Source organism: Delftia sp. DS1230 (assembly GCF_040112715.1).
Taxonomy (GTDB): Bacteria; Pseudomonadota; Gammaproteobacteria; order Burkholderiales; family Burkholderiaceae_C; genus Comamonas; species Comamonas tsuruhatensis.
Genome location: NZ_CP157763.1, coordinates 3692696 through 3707609, shown reverse-complemented (window position 1 = coordinate 3707609; position 14914 = coordinate 3692696). Strand labels below are relative to the sequence as shown.

The following is a 14914-nucleotide window of genomic DNA, read 5'->3' as shown; positions in this document are numbered from 1 at the left end:
AATGCATTAGGCGTCCCCGGCGCTGCCCCGCAGCGCACGGACGAAGTAGTCGGGAGCGCCCATCTGACCGCCCTTGAGGGCCAGCTCCAGCCCGCTCAGGTGGGACTGTGTGGACAGGACGGCACACAGCGGTGCGCCGGGCGACAGGCGCGCGCGGATCTCCAGGGCGTCGGGGCCGAGGGCCTGTGTGATGCGGCTGGACGTGTCGCCGCCCGAGAGCACAAGTCGTCGCAGCCGGTGGCGGCGAACGATGGCTTCCACCGCGATGCCCAGTCGTTCACTGACCAGGCGCCCGCTCTGGTGGCGCGCCTGCTCCGGGCTGGCGCCCAGCACCTGCAGGCCCTGGATCAAGCGGGCCACGCGCGGATCTGACGGGCCGCGTGCGGTGTGCATCACCACGCTGGCGCCGCCGGCCAGCGCACTGACCACCTCGCTCACGAGGCGCGCCTCGGTGGCGGCGGTGTCCGGGCCGATGGTCAGCGCCTCGACATCGATCGCCACCTCGCGGAAGCCGGCGTCCAGCGCCGCCTCGATCTGCATCGCACTGAGCTTCGAGGCGCTGCCCGAGACGACCAGCACTTGGTCGACGGCGCCGAAGCTGCCGTAGCGGTCGCCCGACGCAGCCGTCTCTCCCTGCCAAGACTGTGTCAACGCGTACTCGACACCGGACGAGCCGACAACAAAGAGGGGCGCTTTTAGCCCCGCAGCCATCTGCTGAAGGCTGTCGCCCGTGGTGGTCAGGTGACCGGCGCTCAGGCCGTCGATCACCACCGCCTGCCGGGCTGGCGCCATGGCGCGGATGCGTTGCGCCAGTTCGGCCGGCGACTGGGTGTCGAGCCAGGTCAGCGGCACGTTGCCGATAGCCAGTGGCGCCTGCTTTTCCAGGTGACGGGCCAGGTCGGACTCCTGCATCGGCGTCACCGGGTGCACGCTCATGATCGGGTGGCGGTCGATGCGGTACACCTCGCCGTCGGTACCCGATCGCGCAAACAGGTGGCCAAACAGGCAGTAGCGACCCAGTGCCGGCGTGCTGGCGACAATCGGCACCACGGGCTGCGGGAAGGCCGCCCGAGACAGTTCGATGACCCGGCCGATGTTGCCCACCGCTGGCGCGCTGTCGAAGGTGGAGCACACCTTGTAGTGCACGATCTGCGGCGCCAGGGCGGCGAGCCCACTCAATACGTCGGGCAGCTGCGCATCCATCTCCTGCGGCGTCATCGCCCGGCTGGCGCCGGCCACGCCGATGGCATCGAAGCCGCCCAACGCAGCCATCTGCGCCGACTTGGGCACCGACAGGAAGAGGGCACAGCGCAGCCCGCTGAAAGCCAGGACCTCCAGCGCATCGGTGGAGCCGGTGAAGTCGTCGCCGTAGAACGCGAGCTTCAGCCCTTGGGGCTTGTCAGTCGAAGTCATCGTTCACCGCACGGCAAAGTGCGCCATTGCCCGCTGGAGTGCGGGGTGCGTTTTGGCGTAGGTGTCCAGGCCGATGCCCGCCACCGCCGCCTCCCAACCTTCACGCATGCTGGCCATCCCGGCGGCGATGCCGTCGGGATGGCCGATGATGCCGCCGCCGGCCAGGTGCATGAGGTCCACTGAACCCAGAGCCGCGTACAGGTCCGGCGCCTGGCCCGCCCACTGGCCCGACGAGAACACCGGCATCAGCGGCTGGTGTCCGGCCCAGGGCGACAGGCAGGCGCGTGCCGAGGCGATGACCGAGTCGTCCGGCTCCCAGAACTTGCTGCGCAGGCCGTTGACGTGCAGGTGGTCCACGCCCGCCAGGCGCCACAGCTTCTGGTAAGCCTGGAACGAGAAGCCCAGCCCCTGGTGCCGTGTGAACGCGCCCCAGCCGTTGCGGTGGCCGTGGATGGGCAACTGGGCGTGGCGGCGCAGGTGTTCCACCCCGGCGAAGCCCACCCAGTTGACGCTCACCATCACGCAGGTGCCGCCTGCTGCGAGCACGGCATCGTGGCGGCGCAGCATCTCGTCGATGGAGCCGGAGATGTTGATTGCGTACATCGGCATGCGGCCCAGGCGGTCTGCATGGCGCTGCAACACCGGCATAACGGCCCGCAGGCGCTCGTCGAACGGCGCATACGGTGGATCGGCGATCAGTTCGTCGTCCTTGATGAAGTCGATGTCGGCTGCGCACAGCGAGTCGACCAGTTCGCCGGTCTGGCCAGGCGTGAGGCCGATACTGGGCTTGATGATGGTGCCGATCAGCGGCCGGCCGTGGACCCCTGCCATCCGCCGGGTGCCGGACACCCCAAAGGCCGGGCCGGCGAATTGGGCGGCGTAGTCGGGCGACAGGTCCAGGTCCAGCAGGCGCAGACCGGTGACCTCGCCCAGTTCGTACAGGTTGCCCGCCACCGTGGCCAGCAGGCTGGGCAGGTTGGCGCCGACGTTGGCCACCGGAAACGCGATGTCGATCTCGGCCCGATGGAACACCCCGCCGTGCGGTTGACGATCCACATAGGCGCTGGGCAGCGTGGGCTCAAGCGCAGGGGCGAGCGGCTCGACGCGCGTGACACGGGCGCGAGAGCGTTCCTTGAGCTCGTCCGTCTCGCCGGGCAACGAGAGGAAGGTGCCGCTGGACTGTTCGCCGGCGATGACCTGCGCAACCTTCTCGGACGAGACCGAGCTTTCGACGAAGTAGCGCGCGGTGAATTCGGCGCGGGTGGTGTTCTTGGTCATCGGGCTGTGAGTTAATTTTGAAACCGGATTGAACGATAAGAGCCATCGTTCTTTGTGTAAAACGATATGATTTCGGTGTGCTGTTAATTAAACTCACACGGCACCCAGGTTGACCCTTAGTAGGAAAGTGCATCCATGACCGCCCCCCACCGCCTCTCGCTCAACGCTCTGCGGGCCTTTGAGGCGACGGCGCGCCTGCGCAGCTTCAGCGCGGCGGCGGAGGAGCTGTCGGTCACGCATGGCGCGGTCAGCCGCCACATCCGGATGCTGGAAGACACGCTGGGTCTGGCGCTTTTGCAGCGCACGGCGCAGGGGGCCATGCCGACCGGCGAAGGGCAGCGTCTGGCAGAGGGCCTCTCGAAAGGTTTCGGACTGATCCAGTCCAGCGTCGAGCAGCTCAAGCCGGGCCCGCTGACCCTGGCCTGCTCGGAGTCGATCATGATGTACTGGCTCATCCCCAGGCTGGGTCGCTTCAAGCAAGCCCACCCCGAGGTGGAGTTGCGCTTCAACATGAGCCACGGGCCGATCGACTTTGCGCACGACAACGTCAGTGTGGCGATCCGGCTGTCGTCGATCGAACCGCCCCGGGACGCCGTGCGGGCAGACGTCGCGCACGAGTGGATCGGGCCGGTGTGTTCGCCTGAATACCTGCGACAGAACCGCATCGCGTCCTTCGAAGACCTGGCGCGGGCACAGCTCATGGTTTCCCGCACCCGCCCGACCGCCTGGGCCGACTGGGCTCGCTGCAGCACGCAGCCAGACCAGAACCTGCGGGTGGACCAGTCGTTCGAGCATTTCTACCTGCTTATCCAGGGCGCGCGATGCGGCCTGGGCATGGCCAATGTGCCGCGCATGCTGGTGCGCGACGACTTGATGAGCGGCACCCTGGTGGCTCCCATGGGCTTTGTGCGCGGCCCCAACCGGCTCGTGTCCTGGACAGCTCCCCACCTCAGCCGCCGCCCCGATGTGGTGAAGCTGGTGGACTGGCTTCACGACGAACTGCGGGCCACGGAGCCCTGAATCCCCACGGGTCAGCCGGCGAGCAGCGCGGCGTGCTCACGCAGGTGCTGCCTGAACCGCTGCGCATAGTCGCTTCCCACGGAATCGATGACGCTGCGTCGCAGCGCGAGTGCGTTGCGCCATGCCGACACGCGAGGCAGGTTCTCGAAGATGGCGTGCGACACCGCCGGATCCAGGCTGTCGAAGTAGCGAAAAACAGGAGCGAAGACGGCGTCCACCATGCCAAACGCGGTGCCGTCGAAATAGGGCCCCGACCCGAGCACCGCTTCCAATTGCTGGAGGCGGTGCCGGAACGCTGCCTGCTTGGCATCTGCAGCCGCGCGGTCGATGGCGTTGAGAAACTGCCAAGCGTCCGCAAGTGTCGCGGTGCCGAACTCGACCCAGCCCCGCTGGCGGGCACGCGCCAGTGCGTCGCGTGGATACATCGGTGTGCCGCCCTGCGACTCTTCGAGGTACTCGCAGATCACCATGCTCTCGAAGATCACGGCTTGCGTTGCGTCTTGCTGGCGCACGCGCAGCAGCGGAACCTTGCCGTTCGGCGACATGTCCAGGAACCAGGCGGGCTTGGCGGCCAGATCGATGGTGATCCTGTCAAAGGGAACGTCCTTTTCCAGCAGGACGATCGCCGCTCGCTGGACAAAGGGGCATAGCGGATGGCTGACGAGGGTGAGGCAGGGCTCGATCATGAGGCTCTTTCGAAGTGGGGGTGCGGTAGCCACAGGCGGTGACACACCGCACACGCTGCGTCCTCAGCGGTTGAGCAGGCGGCCGCCATCGAGCACGATTTCAGAGCCCACCGTCCAGCGGGATTCGTCGGACGCCAGGTACAGCACAGCCTTGGCCACCTCCTCGGAGGTTCCGAAGCGGCCGAGCGGGATGGTTGCCACGATGTCCTTGTTGATCTGCTCACGGTAGGCGCCGGGGATGCCCAGCTTGTCGTACAGCGGTGTCTCGACGGGGCCGGGACTGACCGCGTTGATACGGATGCCACGCCCGAGCAGTTCGGTTGACAGCGTCTTGGACATGTTCAGGAACGCTGCCTTGGTGGCGGCGTAGACGGACGAGCGATCCGCACCGGCATGGGCGCTGATGGACGTGGTCAGTACCACGGAAGCGGGATTGGCGAACACCGGCAGCAGGGACTGAAGCAGGAAGTACGGCCCCTTGACATTGACATCGAACAAGCGGTCGAACATCTCTTCCGTCCATTCCTCGATGGGGCGCCAGACCGACACGCCGGCGTTGAGGAAGGCGACGTCCAACTGGCCAAAGCGGTCCTTTACGGCTTGAGCCAGTTCTTTCTGTGCGGCGACGCTGGCCGAGTCTGCGCGTAGCACCGGAACCTCTGGGCCGAGTTCGGCCTGGGCCTTGGCGATCGAATCCGGATTGACTCCGGTCACGATGACACGGGCACCTTCTGCCAGAAACTGCCTGGCGGTCTCCAGGCCGATACCGCTGGTGCCGCCGGTGATGAGGGTGCGTTTGCCTTGCAGACGTGACATGAAATTCTCCTTGGGGTGACGACCAACCGCGGCCGCCTGGGAGTAATGTGCATTCATGTCTTGAAATAAATAAGATATGGGTTCTCAATATATTTCATGCAAAATTGGCATGAATTGAAGGGAAAACATGGACCGACTGCTCTGGATGAACTGCTTCGCCCGTGCTGTGGAGACAGGCAGCTTCTCTGCTGCGGGGCGCGACCTGGGCTTGGGACAACCCAATGTGAGCCGCTACGTGGCGGCGCTGGAAGAACATCTGCAGACACGGCTGCTGCACCGGTCCACACGCAAGCTCTCCCTGACGCCGGAGGGTGAGCGCTACTACGCCGACGCGCGGCGCATCCTGGATGCCGTGGACGAATCGGAATCCTCGTTCCGAGACAGCGTCGATCCATCAGGGCTCTTGCGCGTGGCCTGTCCCACCTCACTGGCACACACCTTCGTGATGCCCCACCTCCCCGCGTTTCTGGAGCGCTACCCGAGGCTGGCCCTGGATCTGCAAATCAGTGATCGCTACGTGGACCTCGTCAACGAGGGGACTGAACTTGCCATTCGCATTGGACATCTTGAAGACAGTGCGCTGCGAGCTCGGCGCGTCGGCTCCTACGAGCGGGTGTTCGTTGCCAGCAAGGGCTATCTGGCCAAACGCGGAGAGCCACAGACGCCCGATGAACTGCGTGACCACGACTGTGTGGTCTACACCTTGTTGTCGTCCGGTACGACATGGCGTTTCCGTGACGCCGAAGTTCCGGTTTCAGGCCGGTTGAGGGTCAACTCGCCCGACGCGGTTCGCGAAGCGGTCATCGCCGGTTTGGGGGTTGGACACGGTCCCGCGTGGTTATTTGAGGGGGGGCTGAAAAGCGGGGCGTTGCAGCGCATCCTGCTGGCACATACCGCCCCGCATGTGCCTGTTCAGATTGTCTACGTCGCAAACCGCTTGCTTCCCACACGGGCCATCGCGTTCATGGACTTCATGAGCGACTTGTTCTCCAAGATTCCCGCACTCTGTGCTTCGGTGTAGTAGATCCGAGGTCGTTGCTTCATGGCCAGCACTCCTTGCGCCAGGTGCAGTCATTGTGTTGCATCGACCGGTTGAATTCACAACCGCAACCCGCTCCCCACCAACCGCCAAAACCCTCACCCAAACAATCCCCCCTCATCCAACAACTCAAACGCCACCTCCGGCGTCCTCTCCATCCCCCGCCGAATCGCCGCAGGAATCGCCTGCCGCGTCTTGCTGCACAGCCCGCGCATGGGCTGAACTTCAATCTGTATGCCGCGCACCGTACGCACTTCGCTGGCGCCGGGCTCGATGCGCACTCTGATGCCAAGCTGCTCATACATGCGCTGCTCCACATGGCGCAGGTCCTGCAGGCTGGTGATCTGCTCCAGTCGATGCAGCAGGCGTTTTTCCTCTTCCCTTGTGAGCCGCAGGATGCGCTGGTCGGCCATGGAGTCGGCGAGCAGAGCGTCGTGCTCGCAGATGCAGGCGCCCGGAGGGCAGGGGACTCGGATCAGAATCTGAACGGGAAAGCTCATCGATGCCCAAGGAAGATCCGCCCCGGCCGGGACGGTGCAGGCCATGCTAGTTCAAGGCTGCAGCGGGGCCAAGGGGAAAGTCCTGGGCGCGCCCGCTGCCTGCGCCTGCTGCCTCTTCCCCCTCCCGTATGTCCGCGCCTGCGTCGTGGCGGTTGCGGGGTTGCAAGCCTGCCGAAGGACAGGCTTGCTTCGTCATCTGACTCGCCGTGATGTTTGAGTGAAGCGCGCAGCGCGCAACGAGTTTCACGGCGAACCCCGCAGCCGCCACGATGCAGGTTGCCCCGCAGCGAAGCGAAGGGGTCGCGGATATCCGGGTCGCCTTCTTTGATCTGACCTTTCTTGGCGAATCAAGAAAGGGCAGTCGGCTGCCGGGCCGAAACCCGGCCTCGAAAAGCAATCGCCCGGCAGGGTGAACAAGTGCGCGCGGCGTTCAAATTTACAGACGTTCAGAGCCGCAACAGCGAAGTCGCATGGGTTGGCCCGCACGCCTCACGACTTCTGACTCCTCCCATAGAGATTCTCCAACCCCGCCCACACCCTGCGCGTGAGCGGCTTGCTCTGCGCTGCAGGCCGGCGGTACAGCCGCACGTTGATGGGCACGTCCTTGTCGGGCCCGGCCGCGCGGGCCAGGCGGCCCTCGGTCAGGTCGGTCTTGACCAGGGTGAGCGGCAGCCAAGCCAGGCCCAGGCCCTGGTGGACCATGGCGTGCAGGGAGTCGGCGAGGTCGGCCTCGTAGACGGTGCGCAGGCGCGTGGTGTCGCACAGTTCGTGCAGGTGGCTGCGCAGGATCTTGCCTAGGGACATGCTTTGCGCGTAGTCCAGGTAGGGCACCAGCGGGCCGCCGCCGTGGGCGGGCAGGGCGTACTTGGGCAATTGCGGGACCAGGGGGATGCTGACGGGGATCAGCGTGTCCTGGCCCACGGGCAGCCAGGCCAGGTGGTGGCCCTGCAGGCTGCCTTCGATGGCCGGCTGTGCGTGGCACATGAGCAGGTCCACCTTGCCTTGCAGCAGCATTTCCACGCCGTAGTCCAGGCTGGTGGTGACCACTTTCCAGCACAGCTGGGGCATGGCCTGGTTGAGGGCGGTGATGATGCCCGGCAGGACGGTGTGCGACAGCGTGCGGCCGGCCGCGATGGTGATGGTTTCGTCGCGCGTGCGGTGCGGGCGCTGCAGCAGGCCGTGGGTCTGCTCCAGGATGCCCAGCACTTCATGGGCCGAGGCCAGCAGCGTCTTGCCGGCTGCCGTGAGCGTGGTGGACTGGTGGCCGCGCTCGACCAGGGGCGTGCCCGCCCATTCCTCCAGCGCGCGGATGCGGCGGCCGAAGGCCGGGTGGGTGATGTGGCGGCGCTCGGCGGCCTTGTAGAGGCTGCCGGTGTCGGCCAGGGCCTGCAGGTCCTGCAGCAGTTTGAGGTTGAGTTCGTGCATGGGTAGGGTGGGTGCAGGGCTGTGCTGATCCGGCACAGCCCCGCCGCAATCGGCACAGCACCAAGGCGGGGCATGCCTAGCATGGCGGCATGCGAGAGAAGCCCTGTTATGCCTGAAGTTTGCCTCAGGAAGATGCAAAGCCATTTCATTGGCGGTGCGCAGCGCACGGTGCGGGATCTGCCGATCCAGCACAGGGAAGTGGTGCGCAATGGTGGCGAGCGGCCGCTGGACATGAATGGCAGCTATGCCGTTGGCCAGATGTACGCCATGGAGTACCGGCTTGCGCGTCCGCGCAGCCCTCTGCCCGTGCTGCTGTGGCATGGCGGCGGCATGACCGGGGCGCAGTGGGAGTCCACGCCCGATGGGCGCCAGGGCTGGCTGTGGCGCCTGCTGGAGGCCGGCCACGACGTGGTGGTCTGCGATGCCGTGGAGCGCGGCCGCGCGGGCTGGGCGATGTTCCCCGAGATCTATGCCGAGGCGCCCGTGTTCCGCAGTGCCGAGGAGGCGTGGACGCTGTTTCGCATAGGCCATGGCGCGCCTTCGGGCGACGGTGTGGGCGAGCCCTTCGTCGGCCAGCGGTTTCCGCATGAGAATTTTGGTGCCCTGGTGCGGCAGATGGTGCCGCGCTGGCTGGGGCATGAGGCCATGGCCATGGCGGCCTATGACGCGCTTCTGGAGCAGTTCGGCCCCTGCGTGGTGATGGGCCACAGCCAGGGCGGTGGCTTTGCCGCGCATGCGGCCATCCGCAAGCCGCACCTGGTGCGCGCCGTGGTGGGCGTGGAGCCTACGGGCATGCCGGTGGTGCAAGAAGGGCAGCAGGGGGCGGATGCTTTCACGCCTGCCTCGGCCATCCCGCACCTGGCGGTGTGGGGCGACCATTTCGCGCACAGCCCGCAGTGGCAGAAGTACCGCGCGCAGACCGATGTGTATTGGCAGCTGCTGCGCCGCCTGGGCGGCCGCGCCGAGGTGCTGGACCTGCCGGCCGCAGGCATCACCGGCAATTCGCATTTCTGCATGCTGGACACCAATGGCGACGAGGTGCTGGGCCGGGTGCTGGCCTGGCTGGAGCGCCTGGGCCGATGACTGGCGGGTTACTGGCGGGTCACTGGCCGATGACTGGCCGGTGCTGGTCCCGAAGAATTTCAACGAGGAGAAAAATCTCATGCAACGCCGCAATTTCATGATCCGCAGCCTGTCTGCAACCACGGCGGCCCTGGCCCTGGGCGCCCTGGCGCCCGCGCAGTCGGCCCTGGCAGCCGATGCCGGCTGGCCCACGGCCGAGCCCATCCGCCTGATCGTGCCGTTTCCGCCCGGCGGCACGGCCGATGTGGTGAACCGCCTGTTCGCGCAGCAGCTGGGCAAGGTGCTGGGCGCCTCGGTGATCGTGGAGAACAAGGCCGGTGCCGGTGGCTCGCTGGGCACGCGCTTCGTGGCCGATGCCAAGCCGGACGGCTATACGCTGCTGGGCGCCACGTCCAGCACGCACGGCACGAATCCGGCCGTCTACACCAAGCTGCCCTATGACGCGGTGAAGGATTTCACGCCCATCACCCAGGTGATCACGGTGCCGGGCGTGCTCAGCGTGCATCCCTCGGTCAAGGCGGCGAATCTGAAGGAGCTGATCGCGCTGGCCAAGGCGCAGCCGGGCCATCTGTCGTATGCGTCCTCGGGCGCGGGCGGTCTGGGTCATCTGGCCATGGAGCTGTTCAAGGCCAAGGCGGGCGTGCAGATCATGCATGTGCCCTACCGCGGTGCAGGCCCGGCGTTCACCGATCTGATCGGCGGCCAGGTGTCCATGCTGTGGGAGCCGCTGCCGGCCTCGCTGCCGCACATCAAGTCCGGCAAGATCCGCCCGCTGGCCGTGGCCACGGCCCAGCGCAGCAGCGAGCTGCCCGATGTGCCGACCTTTGCCGAGTCCGGCGTGCCCGGCTATGCCGTGCAGGCCTGGAACGGCCTGCTGGCACCCAAGGGCCTGCCCAAGGACATCCGCGACAAGCTGCACAAGGCCAGCGTGCAGGCCCTGGCCGATCCGCAACTGCGCCAGCGCCTGGCGGAGCTGGGCGGCACGGTGGTGGCCAATACGCCGGAGCAGTTCGGCGCGGTGATCCTCAAGGATGTGACGACCTGGAAGCAGGTGGCCGCTTCGTCGCAGATCAGCCTGGACTGATGCGGCGGGCACCGGGGAAAGCCCTGTGTCCCGGCGCCCACGGGTGGCGGGGCCAGGCGTCGTGACGGTGCCATAGTCCGGGGGTGGCGGTCCGGGCGCGTTGCCTGCGGCCGCGCACAAGGCCGACCGCCTGACCTGCCGCTCTCAAGCCATGGACATCAACCTCATCCGCAATTTCGTAGAGATCGTGGACGCGCGCAGCCTCAGCGCTGCGGCGCGCAAGCGCGACATCACGCGCTCCAAGGTGAGCAAGGAGCTCAAGGCGCTGGAGACGGCGCTGGGCGTGACCCTGCTGCACCGCACGACGCGCAGCTTTTTGCTGACGGCGGCGGGCGAGGTGCTGTACGAGCACGGGCGCAGCATCATCCAGGAGGTGGAGGCGGCGCAGGGCGCCATCGACGCGCTGCAGCATGTGGTGACGGGCTCGGTGCGGCTGAGCATTCCCACGGGCCTGGGCGAGCTGTACCTGGCCGACATGCTGCTGGCGTTCCAGAAGCGGCACCCGCAGGTGCGCATCCGCGTGCTGTTCTCCAACCGGGTGAGCGATCCCATGAGCGCCCAGGTGGATGTGGCCGTGCGCGTGGCGCGCGACGTGCAGGAGCACCTGGTGGCGCGCGACCTGGGGCCGGTGGGCTTTGGCCTGTATGCCAGCAGCGCCTATGCCAAGGCGCGGCCGTTCCACGACCCTGCCGAGATTCCCCACGGCGTGCTGCTGACGCCGCCCGGCGACGGCAAGACCTATGCCGTCTCGGTGAAAAAGGGGCAGCAGGAGATTGCACTCAAGTGCGAGCCCTGCATCACCAGCGAGCATTTCCCCTTCCTCAAGCAGTCCATGCTCCGGGGCAGCGGCGTGGCCACCTTGCCCAACTACATGGTGATGGACGAGCTGCGATCGGGCGCGGTGCAGCGCGTGTGCCCGGACTGGACGGTGTCCGGCCTGGGTGACCGGCTGTACATCATCACGGCCGAGGACCGTCGGCCCTCGCATGCCGTCAAGGTGATGACCGAGTTCCTCAGGGCCAGCCTGCTGCGCTTCGTGGAGCAGGCCGAGGTGTCCGGCCCTTAGGTCCTTAGGCCCTTAGTTCATCACCTTTTCGGTCTTCAGTTCTCCAGCGCAATCGCGTTGTCGGCGATCACCTTGCGCCACATCTGGCCGTCAGCGGCCAGGAAGTCGTCTAGCTGGGCCTGGGTCTGGGGCTTTCTGGCGGCCAGGGTCTGGTTGCCCAGGGCGCTGGCGAACTCGGGGTTGAGCATGACCTTGTTGACAGCGGCCTGCAACGTGTTGCGCGCGTCCGCGGGCGTGCCTGCGGGCACGGCAATGCCGAACCAGGTGGAGGCCCTGAAGCCCGGCACGCCCGATTCGGCAATGGTGGGCGTCTGCGGCAGGAACTGCGAGCGCTCGGGCCCGGTGGTGGCAATGGCCACCAGCTTGCCGGCCTTGATGTGGGGCAGGGAGGTGCCGGCCACGTCCACCATGAGCTGGGTGTCGTTGGCCATGAGGGCGGTGAGGGCCGGGGCGCTGCCGTTGAAGGGAATGTGGGTGGCGGCCACGTCCAGGCGGGACTTGATCAGCTCGGTGGTCAGCTGCAGCGGGTTGCCCAGGCCGACCGAGCTGTAGTTGAGCTTGCCCGCGTGGGCCTTGGAGTAGGCCTTGAGGTCGGCCACGTTTTTGATGCCGGTCTGGCTGTTGGTGACCAGCACCAGCGGGGCCTCGGCCAGGATGTTGGTGAGCTTCAGCTCCCGGTCGGGGTTGTAGCTCAGCTTCTTGTAGAGCAGGGGGTTGAGGACCATGCTGGCATTGCTGGCCAGCAGCAGGGTGTAGCCATCGGCGGGCGAGCGCGCCACGGCCGAGGCGGCAATCATGGTATTGGCGCCCGGCCGGTTCTCCACGACCACGGACTGCTTGAGCTCCGTGGACAGGTGCGTGGCCAGGGTGCGGGCCAGCACGTCGACCGAGCCGCCCGGCGCATACGGGGCGATGAGCTTGATGGGCTTGCTGGGGTAGTCGGACTGGGCGAACCCGGGGGCTGCGGCTGCGGTGGCCGCAGCGGCAAGCAGCAATGCGATGGCCTTGTTCATGCGTTGTCTCCTTCTCTTTCGGTGTTGGCGGGTTCAGATCTTGCGCTGCGTCGCGCCCCAGTGGGCGTCGCGCAGCTTTCTTTTGGCGATCTTTCCGTTGTCGTCGCGGGGCAGGCGCTGGAAGACGAAGCTGCGCGGCAGCTTGTAGGCCGCCAGCCGGCCGCGCAGCCATTCTTTCAGTTCCGCCTCGGGCAGTGTGCCTGACTGGCCGGGCTCGACCAGGGCCAGCAGCCGTTCGCCGTACTCGGCATCGGGCACGCCGATGACGGCGCAGTCTGCTATGCCGGGGTGCCTGAGCAGCTCGTTCTCAATCTCGGCCGGGTAGATGTTCACGCCGCCGGAGATCACCATGTCCGAGTCGCGGTCGCAGACGTAGAGAAAGCCTTCCTCGTCCAGGTAGCCCATGTCGCCCAGGGTGATGAGGCCGCCCTGGTCCATCTTGCGGCGGGCCTCTTCGTTGCCCTTGTAGGTGAAGTCGGCATAGGCGGGCTGGCGCACGTAGATCAGGCCCACCTCGCCCGTGGGCAGGGCCTGGCCCTGCCTGTCGAGGATGCGGACCTCGGCATCCTGCAGCGGCAGGCCCGCGCTGCCGGGGTGGGTGAGGGCGTCGGCCGAGCCGATGAAGGTGACCAGGCCCGACTCGCTGGAGGCATAGGTCTCGTTGATGATGGGCCCCATCCACTCGATCATGGCCTTCTTGACCTCGGGCGCGCAGGGCGAGCCGGTGGAGGCGATGAAGCGCAGCGAGGAGATGTCGTAGCGCTCGCGCACCTCGCGCGGCAGCCTGAGCAGGCGCACGTACATGATGGGCACCATGTAGGCGGTGTCGATGCGGTGCTCCTGCACCAGCTGCAGGAAGCGCTCGGGGTCGAAGCGCTGCTCCAGCACCACCAGCTCGCTGAGCATGAGCGCGTTCTGGAAGTACAGGCTGGGCGCGCTGTGGTAGATGGGCGCGGTCAGCAGGGTGCGCGCGCCGGGCTGCAGGCCGTAGGCGGTGGCGATCAGCGCCTGGTTCACGGCCAGGCGCCGGGGCAGTTCCTCCACGGGAAACGCCTTGCGCAGCACGCCCTTGGGGCGGCCCGTGGTGCCCGATGTATAGGCCATGTGGCCGCGCGGCGCGACCAGCGGGCCGTCGTAGGGTGCCTGGGCGGCCAGCCAGGTTTCGTAGTCCAGTTCCGGCTCGCGTGCGTGGGCGACGCGCCGGGGCAGGTCCGCATAGAGCTCGCCCTTGAGGCCGTCGAGCAGGTCCTGGCTGGTGATGAGGCCGCGGGCGCCGCTGTCGGCCAGGATGTAGTCGATCTCCGTGGCCGTGAAATGCCAGTTGATGGGACAGTAGTAGATGCCCGCAATGCGGCAGGCATGGACCACATCGGCGTATTCGATGCCGTTGCGCAGGAAGACGGCCAGCACGTCGCCTTCGGCCAGGCCCAGGCTGCGCAGGCCCTGGGCCAGCTGGCGGCCGCGCTGCTGCTGGGCGGCGCCGGTCAGCGTGCGCTGTTCGAAGACCAGGGTGGAATGGGGCGTGGCGGCGGTGCTCATGTGGGCGTGGCCTCCTGCTCCCCATCGTTGACGTTGGGCTGGTTGGCGGCCTTGGCCATCTGCCGGGCGCGCGCCCAGTCGGCATCGTCCCAGGCCTGGTATTCGGTGAAGTAGGCGCCGTTGGCCAGTGCGTCGCCGCCGTCCAGCGTGATGGTCTGGCCGTTGAGCCAGGTGTTGCCCGGGGCCAGGATGAAGGCGGCCATGTTGCCGATGTCCTCGCCCGTGCCCAGGCGGCGCGTGGGGTTGTCCAGGCGGCGGCGGTCGGCCGAGTCCTCGTTGCCGTCGATCCTGGGGCGCAGGCGCTGGCTGGCGCCCTGGGTGGGAATCACGCCCGGTGCAATCGCGTTGAACCGTATGCGCTTGGGACCCCATTCCACGGCCAGCGATTTGGTCATGGCGTCCAGCCCGGCCTTGGACATGGCCGAGGGCACGACGAAGGGCGAACCCGTGTCCACCCAGGTGACGACGATGGACAGCACCGAGCCCGGCAGCCCTTCGGCGATCCAGCGGCGGCCCACGGCCTGGGTGACGTAGAAGGTGCCCCGAAAGACGATGTCCGATATGGCATGGAAGCCGTTGATGCTCAGGTCCTCGGTGCGGCTGACGAAGTTGCCGGCCGCGTTGTTGACCAGGCTCGTCAGCGGGCCGTGTTCGGCCCAGATGCGGTCGATGACGGTGTGCACGGCCTCGGGCTGGCGAATGTCGAGTTCATGCGCAAAGGCCTGCGCGCCCGTGTCGTTGTTCAGCATCTCGCAGGCCTGCTGCACCACGGAGCGCCGCCGGCCGCACAGGTGCAGCTCGGCACCCAGTTCCGCCAGCTTGGCCGCCATGGCCAGGCCCAGCCCCGTGCCGCCCCCGGTGATCAGGACGCGCTGGCCCTGGAATAGATTGGCTTCGAACATGCTTGTCTCCTTTTGCTTTCACTCTAGGGAGACAGGGGCGGCTGGCAAAG

At 67.0% G+C, this 14914-nt stretch carries 14 protein-coding genes; 5 read left to right on the top strand and 9 right to left on the bottom strand.

What is annotated here, in order from left to right; all coding sequences use genetic code 11:
* Window positions 1–6: 6 nt before the first annotated feature.
* Entirely contained in the window at window positions 7–1413 is a 1407-nt protein-coding gene (locus tag AAN986_RS16645; protein ID WP_047217310.1) for a four-carbon acid sugar kinase family protein, read from the bottom strand.
* 3 nt (window positions 1414–1416) lie between these two features.
* Window positions 1417–2691 (bottom strand): ribulose-bisphosphate carboxylase large subunit family protein, encoded by a 1275-nt coding sequence (locus tag AAN986_RS16640; RefSeq protein ID WP_046983538.1) that lies wholly within the window; start codon window positions 2689–2691, stop codon window positions 1417–1419.
* 135 nt (window positions 2692–2826) lie between these two features.
* Here AAN986_RS16640 and AAN986_RS16635 point away from each other — a divergent pair, with 135 nt between their 5' ends.
* Complete coding sequence (locus AAN986_RS16635; protein WP_047217311.1) at window positions 2827–3711, top strand: LysR substrate-binding domain-containing protein; 885 nt, start codon at window positions 2827–2829, stop codon at window positions 3709–3711.
* An 11-nt stretch (window positions 3712–3722) separates the two neighbouring features.
* On the opposite strand, the gene AAN986_RS16630 is transcribed toward AAN986_RS16635, so the two are convergent.
* Both AAN986_RS16630 and AAN986_RS16625 read right to left on the bottom strand, forming a co-directional pair.
* Window positions 3723–4397 (bottom strand): glutathione S-transferase family protein, encoded by a 675-nt coding sequence (locus tag AAN986_RS16630; RefSeq protein WP_047217312.1) that lies wholly within the window; start codon window positions 4395–4397, stop codon window positions 3723–3725.
* Window positions 4398–4460: 63 nt separating this feature from the next.
* A complete protein-coding gene (locus tag AAN986_RS16625; protein ID WP_034394814.1) occupies window positions 4461–5213 on the bottom strand; it encodes an SDR family oxidoreductase in 753 nt (250 codons plus the stop codon).
* A 127-nt stretch (window positions 5214–5340) separates the two neighbouring features.
* On the opposite strand from AAN986_RS16625, the gene AAN986_RS16620 reads away from it, so the two are divergent.
* Window positions 5341–6234 (top strand): LysR family transcriptional regulator, encoded by an 894-nt coding sequence (locus AAN986_RS16620; protein ID WP_047217313.1) that lies wholly within the window; start codon window positions 5341–5343, stop codon window positions 6232–6234.
* A gap of 116 nt (window positions 6235–6350) precedes the next feature.
* Here the strand turns inward: AAN986_RS16620 and AAN986_RS16615 are convergent, their stop codons facing one another.
* Window positions 6351–6752 (bottom strand): hypothetical protein, encoded by a 402-nt coding sequence (locus AAN986_RS16615; protein ID WP_016453631.1) that lies wholly within the window; start codon window positions 6750–6752, stop codon window positions 6351–6353.
* 489 nt (window positions 6753–7241) lie between these two features.
* Window positions 7242–8177 (bottom strand): LysR family transcriptional regulator, encoded by a 936-nt coding sequence (locus tag AAN986_RS16610; protein ID WP_013802857.1) that lies wholly within the window; start codon window positions 8175–8177, stop codon window positions 7242–7244.
* A 132-nt stretch (window positions 8178–8309) separates the two neighbouring features.
* Between AAN986_RS16610 and AAN986_RS16605 the strand changes: the two genes are divergently transcribed.
* The 3 genes from AAN986_RS16605 to AAN986_RS16595 all read left to right on the top strand — a co-directional run bounded on the left by AAN986_RS16605 (window position 8310) and on the right by AAN986_RS16595 (window position 11410).
* A complete protein-coding gene (locus tag AAN986_RS16605) occupies window positions 8310–9260 on the top strand; it encodes an alpha/beta fold hydrolase (protein ID WP_047217314.1) in 951 nt (316 codons plus the stop codon).
* 79 nt (window positions 9261–9339) lie between these two features.
* Window positions 9340–10344, top strand: coding sequence for a tripartite tricarboxylate transporter substrate binding protein BugE (locus AAN986_RS16600; protein ID WP_013802855.1), 1005 nt, complete (start codon window positions 9340–9342; stop codon window positions 10342–10344).
* 151 nt (window positions 10345–10495) lie between these two features.
* The gene (locus AAN986_RS16595) at window positions 10496–11410 is read left to right on the top strand and encodes a LysR family transcriptional regulator (protein ID WP_016448094.1); all 915 of its coding nucleotides are present in this window, start codon (window positions 10496–10498) and stop codon (window positions 11408–11410) included.
* A gap of 35 nt (window positions 11411–11445) precedes the next feature.
* Here the strand turns inward: AAN986_RS16595 and AAN986_RS16590 are convergent, their stop codons facing one another.
* The 3 genes from AAN986_RS16590 to AAN986_RS16580 are packed head-to-tail and all read right to left on the bottom strand — an operon-like array spanning window position 11446 to window position 14864.
* Entirely contained in the window at window positions 11446–12423 is a 978-nt protein-coding gene (locus AAN986_RS16590; protein WP_012205004.1) for a tripartite tricarboxylate transporter substrate binding protein, read from the bottom strand.
* A gap of 33 nt (window positions 12424–12456) precedes the next feature.
* Window positions 12457–13962 (bottom strand): acyl-CoA synthetase, encoded by a 1506-nt coding sequence (locus AAN986_RS16585; RefSeq protein WP_047217315.1) that lies wholly within the window; start codon window positions 13960–13962, stop codon window positions 12457–12459.
* Entirely contained in the window at window positions 13959–14864 is a 906-nt protein-coding gene (locus AAN986_RS16580; RefSeq protein ID WP_013802852.1) for an SDR family oxidoreductase, read from the bottom strand. Before AAN986_RS16580 ends, AAN986_RS16585 begins: the two co-directional genes overlap by 4 nt.
* Window positions 14865–14914: the final 50 nt, after the last annotated feature.